General features: G+C 62.8%; 12 protein-coding genes and 1 pseudogene. 3 read left to right on the top strand and 10 right to left on the bottom strand.

Going from position 1 to position 14,251, the window contains the following annotated elements:
- Positions 1–108 precede the first annotated feature (108 nt).
- The 6 genes from IRZ77_RS23675 to yghU all read right to left on the bottom strand — a co-directional run bounded on the left by IRZ77_RS23675 (position 109) and on the right by yghU (position 7,213).
- Positions 109–1,353: a saccharopine dehydrogenase family protein gene (locus tag IRZ77_RS23675; RefSeq protein WP_003248123.1), complete on the bottom strand. Its 1,245-nt coding sequence runs from the start codon at positions 1,351–1,353 to the stop codon at positions 109–111.
- Positions 1,354–1,384: 31 nt separating this feature from the next.
- On the bottom strand, positions 1,385–2,482 hold the full coding sequence (gene nspC, locus IRZ77_RS23670; RefSeq protein ID WP_025338965.1) for a carboxynorspermidine decarboxylase: 1,098 nt from the start codon (positions 2,480–2,482) through the stop codon (positions 1,385–1,387).
- A 337-nt stretch (positions 2,483–2,819) separates the two neighbouring features.
- A complete protein-coding gene (locus tag IRZ77_RS23665) occupies positions 2,820–3,737 on the bottom strand; it encodes a pyridoxal-phosphate dependent enzyme (protein ID WP_046616558.1) in 918 nt (305 codons plus the stop codon).
- Positions 3,734–4,408 (bottom strand): helix-turn-helix transcriptional regulator, encoded by a 675-nt coding sequence (locus IRZ77_RS23660; RefSeq protein ID WP_046616557.1) that lies wholly within the window; start codon positions 4,406–4,408, stop codon positions 3,734–3,736. The genes IRZ77_RS23665 and IRZ77_RS23660 overlap by 4 nt, the downstream gene beginning before the upstream one ends.
- A gap of 122 nt (positions 4,409–4,530) precedes the next feature.
- Complete coding sequence (locus tag IRZ77_RS23655) at positions 4,531–6,234, bottom strand: amidase (RefSeq protein WP_046617262.1); 1,704 nt, start codon at positions 6,232–6,234, stop codon at positions 4,531–4,533.
- Between the two features lie 139 nt (positions 6,235–6,373).
- Positions 6,374–7,213 (bottom strand): glutathione-dependent disulfide-bond oxidoreductase, encoded by an 840-nt coding sequence (yghU, locus tag IRZ77_RS23650; RefSeq protein WP_196174519.1) that lies wholly within the window; start codon positions 7,211–7,213, stop codon positions 6,374–6,376.
- Positions 7,214–7,413: 200 nt separating this feature from the next.
- Between yghU and IRZ77_RS23645 the strand changes: the two genes are divergently transcribed.
- The gene (locus tag IRZ77_RS23645; RefSeq protein ID WP_196174518.1) at positions 7,414–8,460 is read left to right on the top strand and encodes an alpha/beta hydrolase family protein; all 1,047 of its coding nucleotides are present in this window, start codon (positions 7,414–7,416) and stop codon (positions 8,458–8,460) included.
- On the opposite strand, the gene IRZ77_RS23640 is transcribed toward IRZ77_RS23645, so the two are convergent.
- The 4 genes and pseudogenes from IRZ77_RS23640 to IRZ77_RS23630 all read right to left on the bottom strand — a co-directional run bounded on the left by IRZ77_RS23640 (position 8,422) and on the right by IRZ77_RS23630 (position 12,588).
- Positions 8,422–9,615 (bottom strand): MFS transporter, encoded by a 1,194-nt coding sequence (locus IRZ77_RS23640; RefSeq protein WP_085598657.1) that lies wholly within the window; start codon positions 9,613–9,615, stop codon positions 8,422–8,424. The two genes, IRZ77_RS23645 and IRZ77_RS23640, sit on opposite strands and share 39 nt — an antisense overlap.
- A 407-nt stretch (positions 9,616–10,022) precedes the next feature.
- On the bottom strand, positions 10,023–11,609 hold the full coding sequence (locus IRZ77_RS23635; RefSeq protein ID WP_046617243.1) for an ABC-F family ATPase: 1,587 nt from the start codon (positions 11,607–11,609) through the stop codon (positions 10,023–10,025).
- A 20-nt stretch (positions 11,610–11,629) separates the two neighbouring features.
- Positions 11,630–11,853 (bottom strand): annotated as a pseudogene (locus IRZ77_RS27010) (site-specific integrase); the annotation flags it as partial.
- A 69-nt stretch (positions 11,854–11,922) separates the two neighbouring features.
- A complete protein-coding gene (locus tag IRZ77_RS23630; protein WP_085598801.1) occupies positions 11,923–12,588 on the bottom strand; it encodes an SOS response-associated peptidase in 666 nt (221 codons plus the stop codon).
- A gap of 568 nt (positions 12,589–13,156) precedes the next feature.
- Here IRZ77_RS23630 and IRZ77_RS23625 point away from each other — a divergent pair.
- Both IRZ77_RS23625 and IRZ77_RS23620 read left to right on the top strand, forming a co-directional pair.
- Positions 13,157–13,489, top strand: coding sequence for a hypothetical protein (locus IRZ77_RS23625; protein WP_196174517.1), 333 nt, complete (start codon positions 13,157–13,159; stop codon positions 13,487–13,489).
- Positions 13,490–13,619: 130 nt separating this feature from the next.
- Complete coding sequence (locus IRZ77_RS23620) at positions 13,620–13,931, top strand: hypothetical protein (RefSeq protein WP_046617246.1); 312 nt, start codon at positions 13,620–13,622, stop codon at positions 13,929–13,931.
- The last annotated feature ends 320 nt before the right edge of the window (positions 13,932–14,251 follow it).

Here is a 14,251-nt window from a genome sequence, read left to right as displayed (position 1 = left end):
CCACCGCACCCCACCGCCGGCCCGCCCCCTCCCCCCCCCCCCCCCCCAAGCGCCCCGGGCCTGCAAAAACAGACGGGGCGCCTTGATGGCGCCCCTCTTTCTTGCTGCTTAGGCTTCAGCGTCCCAGGGACGATCGCCTTTTTCATCCTTGACGCGGGTCGGCAGGCCCATCACGTCCAGCGCCTTGAGGAACGGCTCGGCTGGCAGCTCCTCGACGTTGACCATGCGCTTGGCATCCCACTCGCCACGGGCGACCAGCAGGGCGGCAGCCACTGGCGGTACACCGGCGGTGTAGGAAATGCCCTGGCTGTCGGTCTCGGCGTAGGCTTCTTCGTGGTCGGCCACGTTGTAGATGAACACTTCGCGCGGCTGGCCATCCTTGGTGCCCTTGACCAGGTCACCGATGCAGGTCTTGCCGGTGTAGCCCGGGGCCAGCGAGGCTGGGTCCGGCAGCACGGCCTTGACCACTTTCAGCGGTACCACTTCCAGGCCTTCGGCGGTTTTCACCGGTTGCTCGGAGAGCAGGCCCAGGTTTTTCAGCACGGTGAACACGTTGATGTAGTGCTCGCCGAAGCTCATCCAGAAACGCACGTTCGGCACGTTGAGGTTCTTCGAAATCGAGTGAACTTCATCGTGGCCGGTCAGGTACAGGTTCTGCGAACCTACCACCGGCAGGTCGTCGGTACGCTTGACTTCGAACATGGTGTTGCTGGTCCACTGGCTGTTCTGCCAGCTCCACACTTGCCCGGTGAACTCGCGGAAGTTGATTTCCGGGTCGAAGTTGGTGGCGAAGTACTTGCCATGCGAACCGGCATTGACGTCGAGGATGTCGATCGAGTCAATGCTGTCGAAATACTGTTGCTGCGCCAGCTTGGCGTAGCTGTTCACCACACCCGGGTCGAAACCGACGCCGAGAATGGCGGTAATGTTCTTTGCCTGGCACTCTTCGAGGTGTTTCCACTCGTAGTTGCCGTACCACGGCGGGGTCTCGCAGATCTTGCCCGGCTCTTCGTGGATGGCGGTGTCCAGATAGGCGACACCGGTATCGATGCAGGCACGCAGCACCGACATGTTGAGGAAGGCGGAACCAACGTTGATCACGATCTGCGATTCGGTCTCGCGGATCAGCGCCTTGGTTGCCTCGACATCGAGGGCATTGAGCGAGAAGGCCTGGATGTCGGCGGGTACCTTGAGGCTACCCTTGGCCTTGACGCTGTCGATGATGGCCTGGCATTTGGAGATGTTCCGTGACGCGATGGCGATACGACCCAGTTCGTCGTTATGCTGCGCGCACTTGTGGGCCACCACCTTGGCGACACCTCCTGCACCAATGATAAGAACGTTCTTCTTCAATTTATCCCTTGCTCCTTACTGAAAGCCGGTCTTACGACAGGCTGGAAACGTAGTCTTCGAAACCGAACTCGCGCACCACTTCGACGCTGCCGTCGAGTTGCTTGACCACGATGGATGGCATTTTCAGACCGTTGAACCAGTTTTTCTTGACCATGGTGTAACCCGCCGCGTCGACGAACGACAGGCGATCACCGATGGCCAGCGGACGATCGAATTGGTATTCGCCGAAGATGTCACCGGCCAGGCACGACTTGCCGCAGACCATGTAGGTATGCGCGCCGTCGTTGGGGGCCATCTTGGCGTTGAGGCGGTAGATCAGCAGGTCGAGCATGTGCGCTTCGATCGAACTGTCGACCACGGCCAGGTGCTTGCCGTTGTACAGGGTGTCGAGCACGGTCACTTCCAGCGAGGCGCTGTTGGTGATGGCCGCTTCGCCCGGCTCCAGGTACACCTGCACGCCGTACTTTTCCGAGAAGGCTTTCAGGCGCGCGCAGAAGGCGTCCAGCGCGTAGTCTTCACCGGTGAAGTGGATGCCGCCACCGAGGCTTACCCACTCGACCTTGTGCAGCAGGTGACCGAAGCGCTCCTCGATGTGCGTGAGCATCTTGTCGAACAGGCCGAAGTCGCCGTTTTCGCAGTTGTTGTGGAACATGAAGCCGGAGATCTGCTCGATCACCTGTTCGACCTTGGCCGGGTCCCATTCGCCCAGGCGGCTGAACGGGCGGGCCGGGTCGGCCAGCAGGTAGTCGGAGCTGCTGACCTGCGGGTTGACGCGCAGGCCACGGACCTTGCCTTCGGACTGTTCGGCGAAGCGCTGCAGCTGGCCGATCGAGTTGAAGATGATCTTGTCGCAGTTATCGAGCATTTCCTCGACCTCGTCGTCGGCCCAGGCCACGCTGTAGGCGTGGGTTTCGCCGGCGAACTTCTGGCGGCCGAGCTTGAGCTCGTACAGCGACGAAGAGGTGGTGCCGTCCATGTACTGCTGCATCAGGTCGAAGACCGACCAGGTGGCAAAGCACTTGAGGGCGAGCAGGGCCTTGGCACCGGAGTGTTCGCGCACGTAGGCGATCTTCTCCATGTTGCCCAGCAGCTTGGTTTTATCGATGAGGTAGTACGGCGTCTTGATCATTTAAAGGCCCCCGGCCAGGCCGGCCAAAAAAAGGACACGCATTGTGCCTTCACTTGCCGCAGACCGAAAGGGTGGGTTACGCATTTCGTCGTGGTTGACGCCGTTGCGAGAGGATTTTTCCGGTTGCGGCGGGCTCAGTAGAACAGCGGCATGTGACTATCGTAAGCAGCAACCGGGTGCCGCAAGGAGAATCCGATGAGTGTTGCATTTGGATGGCACCGGCTCCGCCGGTGTTCGCGGGTGAACCCGCTCCCACAGGGAATGCGCTTGCTTCAGACCTTGCGCAGTCCAGTCTGTGGGAGCGGGTTTTCCCGCGAAGAGGCCGGTACAGGCAACCTCAATCAACCTGCTGCAACCATGCCTGGATCTGCTCCAGCGTGGCGGTAGCCCCGCCACAAACCACCACCAGCACATTCTGGTACTGCGCCAGGGCGCCCTTTGCATAGACCAACGCCAAAGCCGCCCCACATGCAGGCTCCACCAGCACGCGATGGTCCAGCAGGAACCGCTCGCAGGCTTCCAGCGCAGCGCGGTCAGTGACCAGGTGGCTGTGCACCGGATGCTGCTGCACGCACACCAGCGCCTGGTCAGCCACACGCTTGGCCCCCAGCGACGTCGCCACCGAGGCAATACGCTCCAGCTCCACCGAATGCCCCGCCTGAATGGCCGCATGCAGCGATGCTGCACCTTCGGTTTCCACCGCCAGCACAGGCACATCGTCCCAACCGTTGCGTTTCAGCCCCTCGACCACGCCACTGAGCAAACCGCCGCCGCCTACCGACAACACAACGGCATCCGGTTTCACGCCGGCTTCGGCCACTTCATCCACCAGGCTGGCATGCCCGGCCCACAGCAGCGGGTCATCGAATGGATGGATGAAGGCGTCATCCGGGCCGACCAAGGTCTGCGCCAGGGCGTTGGCCTCTTGCCAGGAGCTGCCATGCACCACCACCTTGGCGCCCTCCAGGCGTAGCAGGTCCTTGGCGCGCTCAGTGGTGGTCTCTGGCACTACCACGGTCACCGGCACGCCCAGCTTGCGCCCGGCATAGGCTACTGCCAGGCCGGCGTTGCCGCCCGAGGAAGACACGAAATGCCGCGCGCCGCGAGCATGGTGCACCTCGCAGGCGTGGCCCACACCGCGCAGCTTGAACGAGCCGCAGGGCTGCAGGGCGTCGAGCTTGAGCCAGACGTTGCTGCCCGCAGCCAGCGACAGCGGACGGGACTCGATCAGGGGGGTGTGGACATGCAAGGTCATTGGCTGGCTCCGCGCAGTTGCTCGAGGTAGTTGTATACGGTGTAGCGGGTCACACCCAGGGCGCTGGCGGCCTTCTCCACGCCGCCCTTGACGATGAACAGGCCACGCTCCTGCATCACGCGCACGGCCTCGACCTTGGCCTGCTTGTTCATTCGCCCCTGGCCGCTGCGCTGCAGGGACGCGTGGATTATCTCGCTCATCAGCAGTTCCATGTCGGCGGGTTCAGTGACGGCAGGTGTGGCCCCTAGCGGCTGGAACTGCTGAAGAAAGTTCATGGCGGCATCCAGGTCGGTGACGTCGGTGTTGACGCAGAGGCTGGCGAAGGGGTGGCCGGTGCTGTCGCGAAAGATGGCCGTGGCGCTGCGCAGCGTGCGGCCCTTCAGCGTGGTGGGGTAATCGGGCAGCACCACCGGCTCGCAGCCGTGCTGATCGGCCGAGGCCTGCATGAGCGCCTTGAAACCCTGGTCCTGTTCCGGGGCGGCGAGGATTGGGCTACCGATGCTGCGCCCGGAAAGATGGCCGTTGACGATCGCCACCACGGAGTGTTCCGGATGGTCGAGGTCGTGCAGGAGGATTTCCATGTTGCGCGCGGCAACGCTGCCCAGGGCCTGGATGGCGGCCTTGAGGACGGTGAGGGTGAGCTGGCGTTCTTCGCTTGGGGTGATCGGCATGGCAGATCGCAAAATCAACGTTTTGTGTATTTTTACACATAAAGTTGAATTAGGCGATTTGCTTTTCCAGGCCCATTCGCGGGTAAACCCGCGAATGGGCCGCAAAGCGGCCCCTTTGACCCTCAGCCCAGGGGCGGGGTACGCGGCGGGATCATTCGACGCGACCCGGTGGCCTCGAAGGCCGCTCCAAAGCTCAGCAGCGCATTGTCGCTGTAAGCCCGGCCAGCAAAGGTCAGCCCCACCGGCATGCCGATATCGGCCATTACGCCCATCGGCACGGTCACGGTCGGCACGCCCAGGTGACGGATGGCCAGGTTGCCGTTGGCCACCCAGATGCCGTTGCTCCAGGCGATGTCCGCCGATACCGGGTTTACGTCGGCATCCGCCGGGCCCACGTCGGCCACGGTGGGGAACAGAACCGCGTCCAGGCCCAGGTTGTCCATCCAGTCTTCCAGGTCCATCTTGCGGGTCTGCTCCAGGCCGCGCAGGCCGTCGGGCAGGGTCTCGATCTGGTCCCAGGTCTTCAGGCCACGCTTGGCCATGTTGACGTACTCGTCCATGCCGGCGGCCAGGTCGTCCTCACGGTTGGGCAGGGTACCCGGGTCGTGGGGGAAGATCTGTGGCCCGTCGACATCGGCCAGGCGGTTGAGCTTGGGGTCACCGTTGGCGCGCAGGAAGTCGTCGAAAGCCCAGCCCGACAGCTCCCACAGCTCGTCATGCAGGAACTCCTTGCTGACGATGCCGCGGTTGTACACGGTCGGCGCGCCCGGGCGGTCGCCCTCGCAGTTGGACACCAGCGGGAAGTCCACTTCCAGCACTTCGGCACCGGCCGCTTCCAGTGCCTGGCGGGCCTGTTGCCACAGGTCGATCACCGTGGCGCGGGTGTTGATGCGCTGGCCAGTGGGGCCGCCGATGCCAGGCTTCTCGGAAGTACCGGCTTCGGCATCGGCATTGATGTACATGCGCGGCACGCCGAAGCGCTTGCCCTTGAGCGCGCTGGCATCCACGGCGAGGTCCAGGTACGAAGCCGGGCGCACTGTCGAGGCCGCCGGGATTGGCACCCAGGGTTGCAGGCGCCACAGGTCGCCGCGCTTGTCGGCATCGTCGGCTACGACCACGTCGAGGATTTCCAGCAGGTCGGCCATGGTCCGGGCATAGGGCACCACCACGTCCATGGTCGGTGTCAGCGGCCAGTTGCCACGCACCGAAATCACCCCACGCGACGGGGTATAGGCGCACAGGCCGTTGTTGGACGCCGGGCCACGGCCGCTGGACCAGGTTTCTTCGGCCAGGCCGAAGGCACTGAAACTGGCGGCGGTGGCGGTGCCGGCACCGTTGGACGAACCCGAGGCGAACGGTGCGGTCAGGTAGTTGGCGTTGTACGGGCTTTCGGCGCGGCCATACACGCCGCGCTGCATGCCGCCGTTGGCCATGGGCGGCATGTTGGTCTTGCCCAGGCACACGGCGCCGGCGGCGCGCAGGCGTTCGATGGTGAAGGCGTCGCGCTGGGCCACCAGGTCCTTGAAGGCCGGGCTGCCGGAGGCAGCGGTCAGGCCTTTGACCAAGTAGCTGTCCTTGGCGGTGTAAGGGATGCCGTCCAACGGGCTCAGGACCTGGCCTTTGGCGCGACGGGCATCGGAGGCTGCGGCCTCTTTAAGCGCCTCGGGGTTGCGCACCACCACGGCGTTCAGGGCAGTAGCGGTGTCGGCGCCATCGTAGGCGTCGATGCGCGCCAGGTAGGCCTGGACCAGCTCGACCGCCGTCGTGCGGCCCGACTCGAGCGCGTCGCGCAGCTCGGCAATGGAAACCTCGGTTACCTCGATCATGCGTTCACCAAAAAAATGTGCAGGTGGGGGCTAATGCGAGGAGTGTACAAGAAGGGCTTGGCGGGCGCAGGTTTGCGCGGGGGCAAATGGTTTTTTGCAGGCGGGCATTGTCGGGGCCTGTATCGGCCCCGATTGCAGCTCAATCCAGGTCTGCCGCTACATGCCGCTCCGGCACCTGGCTGGCCTCATCCCCCCAGGTCCGGTTCACTCGTGTGCCACGTTGCACCGCCGGGCGCAAGGCAATCTCTTCGGCCCAGCGCTGCACATGCGGGTATTCGTCCACCGCCAGGAACTCCGCCGCGCCATACAGGTTGCCGCGCACCAGCTGGCCATACCACGGCCACACGGCAATGTCGGCGATACTGTATTCCTCGCCGCCCAGGTAGCGGCTTTCGGCCAGGCGGCGGTCGAGCACATCGAGCTGGCGCTTGGCTTCCATGGTGAAGCGGTTGATCGCGTACTCGAACTTTTCCGGCGCATACACATAGAAGTGGCCAAAGCCCCCGCCCAGGTACGGCGCCGCGCCCATTTGCCAGAACAGCCAGTTCAGGCTTTCGGTGCGTGCAGCTGGCGCTTTCGGCAACAAGGCACCGAACTTTTCCGCCAGGTACAGCAGGATCGAACCCGACTCGAACACCCGCACTGGCGGCTCGACGCTGTTGTCGAGCAGGGCGGGGATCTTCGAGTTGGGGTTGACCTGGACAAAGCCGCTGGAAAATTGGTCACCCTCGCCAATGCGGATCAACCAGGCATCATATTCGGCGCCCGGGTGGCCCAGAGCGAGCAGCTCTTCGAGGGCGATGGTGACCTTGACGCCATTGGGCGTGGCCAGGGAGTACAGCTGTAGCGGGTGCTTGCCCAGCGGCAGCTCCTTGTCGTGAGTCGGGCCGGCAACCGGGCGGTTGATGCTGGCGAACTGGCCACCGGACGCTGCGTCGTTGCGCCAGACCTTGGGTGGCACGTAGGCGGGCTTGCTCATGCATGAATCTCCTTAAATGGCGCGAAACGGTCACGTAAAGACGTGGACATGCATCTATGCCACGGGTTCGACGAAAAGCGCAAATGCATAGGGCGCGGGCATGCATTGCATGACTTCGGTTTCATTCAGGTTTCATCCGGTGCAACTCAGGCCGGTTCTATTCTGGGCTATCTCTTCGCCCTGCAAGGAGCTGCCGGCCGATGACGCTCTCACGCTGCATGCTGACGCTGGCCCTGTTCGGCAGCCTGCTGGCCCACGCCCAGGCTGCGCCATGGGTTGCCGGCCTGCACCACATGACGCTACCCGACCCAGTCGACGCCCAGCCCATGCAGGCGCTGGCGTTCTACCCGGCCATCGGCACTACCCGCATGAGCCGCATAGATGGTTACCCGATCGAAGTGAGCGAAGAAGCGCCGGTCGCGTTGGGCCAGTACCCGTTGCTGGTGCTGTCCCACGGCAATACCGGCAGCCCGCTGGCCTTGCACTACCTGGCGACGTCGCTGGCGCGCCAGGGCTTTATCGTGGTGGCGGTGGTCCACCCCGGCGACAACGCCCGCGACCACAGCCGCCTGGGCACCCTGAGCAACCTGTATGGCCGGCCGCTGCAAATCAGTGCCGCGATTACGGCCGCCCGCGATGATGCCTTGCTGGGGCCTTATCTGAACGGTGGCAAGGTTGGGGTGATCGGCTACTCGGCCGGTGGTGAAACCGCCTTGATCCTTTCAGGCGCGCGCCCCGACCTGGACCGCCTGCGCAAGTATTGCCTGGAGCGCCCTGGCGACGCCGACGCCTGCAAGACCCACGGGGTAATGATTGCCGACCGCAGCGAGCTTGTGCCAGAGGCCGACCAGCGGGTGGGGGCGGTGATGCTGATGGCACCGCTCAGCCTGCTGTTCGGGCGCCATGCCCTGGCCGGGGTACGGGTGCCGGCGCTGATCTACAGTGGCGACAGCGACCAGTTGGTGGCGGTGGACCGCAACGCCGAAGCCCTTGCCCGCAAGCTGCCGGTGACGCCGGACTATCGCCTGCTGGCCGGTGCCGGGCACTTCGTGTTCATGGCCCATTGCGATGCCGAACAGTCCGTGCGGATGCCGACGCTGTGCCAGGATGCCGCAGGCGTGGATCGTCGGCACATCCACCATTCCCTGCAACGTGATGCCGCGGTGTTCTTCAGCCAGGCGTTGGGCGCACCGCAGCCGGCCGAGCGTTCAGCCGCGAGCGGCGCGCCGCGCCAGCAACAGCGTTAGGCCGACACCGGCCAGGGCGAGCAGGGCGGCCACGCTGAAGATCGAGGCATAACCCAGGTGCGCGGCCACCGCGCCCATCACCGGCCCGGCGATGGCCAGGGCCATGTCGAAGAACACCGCGTAGGCGCCGAGCCCTGCGCCGCGGCTGCTGCTGGGTACCTGCTTGATCGCTTCCACTCCCAGCGCCGGGTACACCAGCGACAGCCCGAAACCGGTAAGCCCGGCACCGATCAGCGCCCACGGCGGCGACGGTGCCAGCCACAGCAGGCTCAGGCCGAGCACTTCGGTGGCCATGCACGCGACCGCCACGTTGTAGCCACCAAAACGGTTGACCGCATTGACGAACAGCAGCCGGGAGATGATGAAGCACACGCCGAAGGCACTCAGGCACCAGGCCGCGCCCGCCCAGCCGCGCTCCAGGTAATACAGTGTGACGAAAGTGGTCAGGGTGCCGTAGCCGATAGAGGCCAGGGTCAGGCCCAGGCCGCAGGGTGCGACCCGGCCGAAGGCCGACCAGAAGGGCAGGCGCTCACCGCGTACCACCACTACGTCCGGCCGCTTGCGCAGTACCAGCAGGGCCAATACCGCCAGCACCATCAATGCCGGCCCCAGTACGCTGAAGTCCAGCCCGTCCACGGCCAGTACACCCAAGGGGGCACCAATGGCGATGGCGCCATAGGAGGCGATACCGTTCCAGGAAATTACCCTGGCGGTGTGCTCGGGCCCGACCTGGCTGATGCCCCAACTCAGCGTGGCCACGCCGATAAGCCCTTGGGCGACGCCCAGCAGCAGTCGCCCGCCAAGCAACAGGGCCAGGCTCAGCAGCGGTAGCGACAGGGTCCAGGCTGACAGCAGCGTCAACACCCCGCAGCCGGCAATCCCCAGCAAACCGAAGCGAATGGCCTGCTTGCCCCCCAGGGTATCGGCGACCCGCCCGGCAAACGGGCGGCTGAGCAAAGTGGCCAGGTATTGCAGGCCAATGGTCAGCCCGGCTACCACCGCGCCAAACCCCAGCTGGTCATGCACATGGCTGGGCAGCACGGCGATCGGCAGGCCGATGCAGAGGAAGGCAATGAAGGTGTAGAAAACGATCGACAGGATCTGCAGGGTGATTTGCAGCGTGTTGCTGGCGGGGGCGGGTTGTTGCGCGGTCATGGGCTCGTTCGCGGGCGGGCGGTTGGGCGTGCCCCATCATGGCCGTTGCGCGGAGGAAATGAAAGCAGGCTAACGAATTATTCGTCGGGCAGTGCCAGCCTGTGGGATCGGCGGTGGATTCTTCGCGGGTGAACCCGCTCCCACAGGATTTGCATAGGCCTCAAATGCTACGTAGTTCCTGTGGGAGCGGGCATGCCCGCGAAGAGGCCGGCCCAGCCATACAAGATGGCCAGGCCGCCCATCAATCAGACCACTACACCCTGGCTACGCAGATAATCGTCATTCGCGGGCTCGCCCGCTCCCACAGGATTTGCATTGGCCTCAAGTGCTACGCAGTCCCTGTGGGAGCGGGTTTACCCGCGAAGAGGCCGGCCCAGCCATACAAGATGGCCAGGCCGCCCCATCAATCAGACCAATACACCCTGGCTACGCAGGTAATCGTCGTAGGTACCGCTGAAGTCCACCACGCCATCAGCCGACAGCTCGATGATGCGCGTGGCCAGCGACGACACGAACTCACGGTCGTGGCTGACGAACAGCAGGGTGCCGGGGTAGTTTTCCAGCGCCAGGTTCAGCGCCTCGATCGATTCCATGTCCAGGTGGTTGGTCGGCTCGTCCATCACCAGCACGTTCGGCTTCTGCAGGATCAGCTTGCCGAACAGCATGCGGCCTTGCTCACCACCGGAAATCACCTTCACCGACTTGAGGATCTCGTCGTTGGAGAACAGCATGCGCCCGAGGGTGCCGCGGATCACTTGCTCGCCGGAAGTCCACTGGCCCATCCAGTCGAACAGGGTCATGTCGTCTTCGAAGTCGTGGGCGTGGTCCTGGGCGTAGTAGCCCACTTCGGCGCTGTCGGTCCACTTCACCTCACCCTTGTCCGGGGTCATTTCACCGACCAAGGTGCGCAGCAAGGTGGTCTTGCCGATACCGTTGGGGCCGATGATCGCCACGCGCTCGCCAGCCTCGATTGTGAAGCTCAGGTCCTTGAACAGCACCTTGTCGTCGAAGGCCTTGGCCATTTTCTCGACGGTGACGGCCTGGCGGTGCAGCTTTTTGGTTTGTTCGAAGCGGATGAACGGGCTCACGCGGCTCGACGGCTTGACCTCGGCCAGCTGGATCTTGTCGATCTGCTTGGCTCGCGAGGTGGCCTGCTTGGCCTTGGAGGCGTTGGCCGAGAAGCGACTGACGAAGGTCTGCAGTTCGGCGATCTGGGCTTTCTTCTTGGCGTTGTCCGACAGCAGCTGCTCGCGCGCCTGGGTGGCAGCGGTCATGTACTCGTCGTAGTTGCCCGGGAATACGCGCAGCTCGCCGTAATCCAGGTCGGCCATGTGGGTGCAGACACTGTTGAGGAAGTGCCGGTCGTGGGAAATGATCACCATGGTGCTGTTACGTGCGGTGAGGATGTTTTCCAGCCAGCGGATGGTGTTGATGTCCAGGTGGTTGGTCGGCTCGTCGAGCAGCAGCACGTCCGGGTCCGAGAACAGCGCCTGGGCCAGCAGCACACGCAGCTTCCAGCCCGGTGCCACTTCGCTCATCGGGCCGAAGTGCTGCTCCAGCGGAATACCCAGGCCCAGCAGCAGCTCACCGGCACGGGATTCGGCGGTGTAGCCGTCCATCTCGGCGAACTCGGTTTCCAGCTCGGCGACGGCCATGCCGTCTTCTTCGGTCATTTCCGGCAGCGAGTAGATACGATCGCGTTCGGCCTTGACCTTCCACAGCTGGCCGTGGCCCATGATCACCGTGTCGATCACGGTGAATTCCTCGTAGGCGAACTGGTCCTGGCGCAGCTTGCCCAGGCGCGTGTTCGGCTCGAGCATCACTTGCCCGCCGGACGGCTCCAGGTCGCCGCCGAGGATTTTCATGAAGGTCGACTTGCCGCAACCGTTGGCGCCGATCAGGCCGTAGCGGTTGCCGTTGTTGAATTTGACGGAAACGTTTTCGAACAGCGGCTTGGAGCCGAACTGCATGGTGATGTTGGCGGTGGAGATCAAGAGGCTTACCTATCAATAACTTACGTGACTTCTTCGCAGCGTCGGACCAATTTCGGACCAGTCAGGAGCTTTTCCATCACCTGCCAGTCGTTGGACGAGTCAATCCAGCGCGCATGAGTCGATAAGAGCATCTGCACGCTATGCCCGAGCTGATGGGCGATAAATGCGGGGTTGAGACCAGACATTGAGCATATTGTCGCATAGGTGCGACGGCAGTTATATGGGGGCGGTATCTGATCACCGGGCCGTTGAGGGCAGGGCGCCATCAACAGCCTTCGGTGGTTGTCAACGTGCGGAAAAGATTTGCCTGCGTTCACCGAAGCGGGTTTATCAGCTCGGCGCCCTGGTTACGCACATTCCCCACGGCGATATCCACTCGGTACCACTCGAAGGCTTCGGCCGGCTCACCCAGGTTGAGCACCAGTTGTTCCGCGTGCTCGCTCGGCATTGCTACAGCGATCCATTCGTACGCCAGTTCTGGTGACAACACGACCGGCCGGCGGTCGTGAACGTCGACCATTCCGCCCTGGGCGTCGGCGGTAATGATGACGAACCCGTCGTGCTCGGTACCGGTGAACTGGCCGATCGAGGCGCAAAGCGCAGGGCCCCCATCCTGGCGGCGGATGTAGTACGGCTGCTTCTTCGGCCCACCTTCATCAACCCATTCGTACCAGCCGTCTATTGGGGTGATAGCTCGGTATGGCCAGATCGCCCGAAAGAATGGGCCATGGGCCACCTTCTCGACCCGCGCGTTGATCGGCGCAGCGCGGTCGTTCGCCCAGTGTGGTCGCCATCCCCACCTCACCAGGTCCGCTCGTGGGCCTGTGTCATCTGTCCGCAGTACCGCCACCGGCGTGGTCGGCGCGATGTTGTACCGGCCAAGTGGCTGGTCGCCGACGTTGTTCCGCCAGGCCTCTGGCAGGCTCAGGGTTTCAACGAAGTCGTGGATGCCACGGTACTGGCTGAGCCTTCCGCACATATTCGCTTCCTCCGATACCATGAGCATAGGCCAGGGCATGGTGCTTCAGGCACATGGCTGCTCAGGCGCCGGGCATGGACGAAACGACCCTGATCGATGCGTCACTTTTTTGGAACAGCAATTGCTTTGACCCTGAGGCACTGATCATTCGGAGAACGCAAAAATGACTCAGGATGACCGCTATTACATGGTCTTCGTTGTGGTTGCCGTACTGCTCCTGGATCTGGTGGCGACACTGGTGTTCCTGAAGGCCATTGCCTGACCCCCGATTGTGGGCTCAGTCTTCCCCGTAATAGGGGCAACAACGCAACGAAAATCCGCTTTGGGGCGGGTATTGTTCGCGCGCTGGCGGGTTCATGGCCATACGGCGAAAGTATCTTCGTGGTGAAAGCCGCCCTGAAACCGATATAGCAAACAATCATATGGCCTGGCTGACGTCGAGCAGTAACATGGGCTGACAAAAACGAAAAAGGTGCATGCGGCTTGGCAACACTTTCCCAAGTTACTCGATGGGGCGGCAGGAGCGTGTCGCGTGAAGACTTCAAGGTCGGTAGCAGGTGCAATACTGATGTCCACCTTCGCCACACTGTTCATGGCGGGCTGTGCACATGACCCCGATGTGCGTGCGGGCCATGGCTATGCGGCCGGGGCCACGGAAAGAAGTACGCCTGCGTACCTGGGATGCGTCAAAGGCGAACTTCAAGGAAATGTGAAAACCTACCAGGTCGATGGCGATAACTCGGTCAGGCTGTTCGTCGATAGCACCGACCCCGACAAGGCGGGTGGCCTGGTCGAGGTGCGGGGCACGGGTAACCAGCGCCAGTTCGCGGCGTATCAACGCGATGCCTGGTACGACCATGGCAGGCTGCTGGACGCCGCGCTGATGTGTTCAAAAGCATGATCAACTGACCCTCGAGAACAAAAAGCCCGCCCTCGAGAGCGGGCTTTTTGCATTTGCCGACCCCAGCCGCAATAATCCGCTCATTTGAATGGAGAACACCAGGTTGGAAGCAAGAAGCGTAGTCGCTGAAATGTTCATTGGAATGCCGACGCATTTCTGGGTGTTGCCGGTTGCCGGCCTGATCGCCTGGTTCGGCCTGAAATGGGCCGAGCAATCCGATAACCGCGGCACCATGCTGCGGACCGTGACCTACCTGCTGCTCATCGCGCTGGCGGTGTTGCCCAACGGCTTTTATGCGCTGTTTCCCCCGTCGCCCGACATGCCCGAGCTGTTGTTGAATCGTGAACCGCTACCCAACTACGAAGGCCGCTTCTACCTGGATGCGTTCTACGTGTTCAGTGGCTGGGCACTGAGCAAGGTAGCCAAGCTCAAGTTCAACTAGGAAACCGCTGAACGAGCCGCTCAAGGCCAGACTGAGCGGCCGACATGTCTCATGTTGCTCGATAAGCTGCCTTGTTGGCGGGCTTGCATGCCCAGGCTGAAGTTTAACCTTTCGTCAGAGCTTGGAATAAACGCAATTTTTCGCATTTATCAAGATGTTGGCGCAGCTACTTTTCAACTAATACCTTCCTGTTATGACCAACTTTTACTTACGCCATCCTGCAGTGAGGAAGGGGCTAATTCAAAAGTATTAGTTGAAGTCGGTTGTTGCAAGCCTTGGTGGTAGGCGCGTCGCAACAGACCTTCCTGAAATATTTTAAA

This window comes from Pseudomonas pudica (genome assembly GCF_015680405.1).
GTDB lineage: Bacteria > Pseudomonadota > Gammaproteobacteria > Pseudomonadales > Pseudomonadaceae > Aquipseudomonas > Aquipseudomonas pudica.
This window is presented reverse-complemented; position numbering and strand designations above follow the sequence as displayed.

Bases quoted from the DNA above. Each gene is read 5' to 3' on its own strand.
- nspC (WP_025338965.1), bottom strand. From the start codon at position 2,482: ATGATCAAGACGCCGTACTACCTCATCGATAAAACCAAGCTGCTGGGC.
- IRZ77_RS23665 (WP_046616558.1), bottom strand. From the start codon at position 3,737: ATGACCTTGCATGTCCACACCCCCCTGATCGAGTCCCGTCCGCTGTCG.
- IRZ77_RS23660 (WP_046616557.1), bottom strand. From the start codon at position 4,408: ATGCCGATCACCCCAAGCGAAGAACGCCAGCTCACCCTCACCGTCCTC.
- IRZ77_RS23655 (WP_046617262.1), bottom strand. From the start codon at position 6,234: ATGATCGAGGTAACCGAGGTTTCCATTGCCGAGCTGCGCGACGCGCTC.
- yghU (WP_196174519.1), bottom strand. From the start codon at position 7,213: ATGAGCAAGCCCGCCTACGTGCCACCCAAGGTCTGGCGCAACGACGCA.
- IRZ77_RS23645 (WP_196174518.1), top strand. From the start codon at position 7,414: ATGACGCTCTCACGCTGCATGCTGACGCTGGCCCTGTTCGGCAGCCTG.
- IRZ77_RS23640 (WP_085598657.1), bottom strand. From the start codon at position 9,615: ATGACCGCGCAACAACCCGCCCCCGCCAGCAACACGCTGCAAATCACC.
- IRZ77_RS23630 (WP_085598801.1), bottom strand. From the start codon at position 12,588: ATGTGCGGAAGGCTCAGCCAGTACCGTGGCATCCACGACTTCGTTGAA.
- IRZ77_RS23625 (WP_196174517.1), top strand. From the start codon at position 13,157: ATGTCCACCTTCGCCACACTGTTCATGGCGGGCTGTGCACATGACCCC.
- IRZ77_RS23620 (WP_046617246.1), top strand. From the start codon at position 13,620: ATGTTCATTGGAATGCCGACGCATTTCTGGGTGTTGCCGGTTGCCGGC.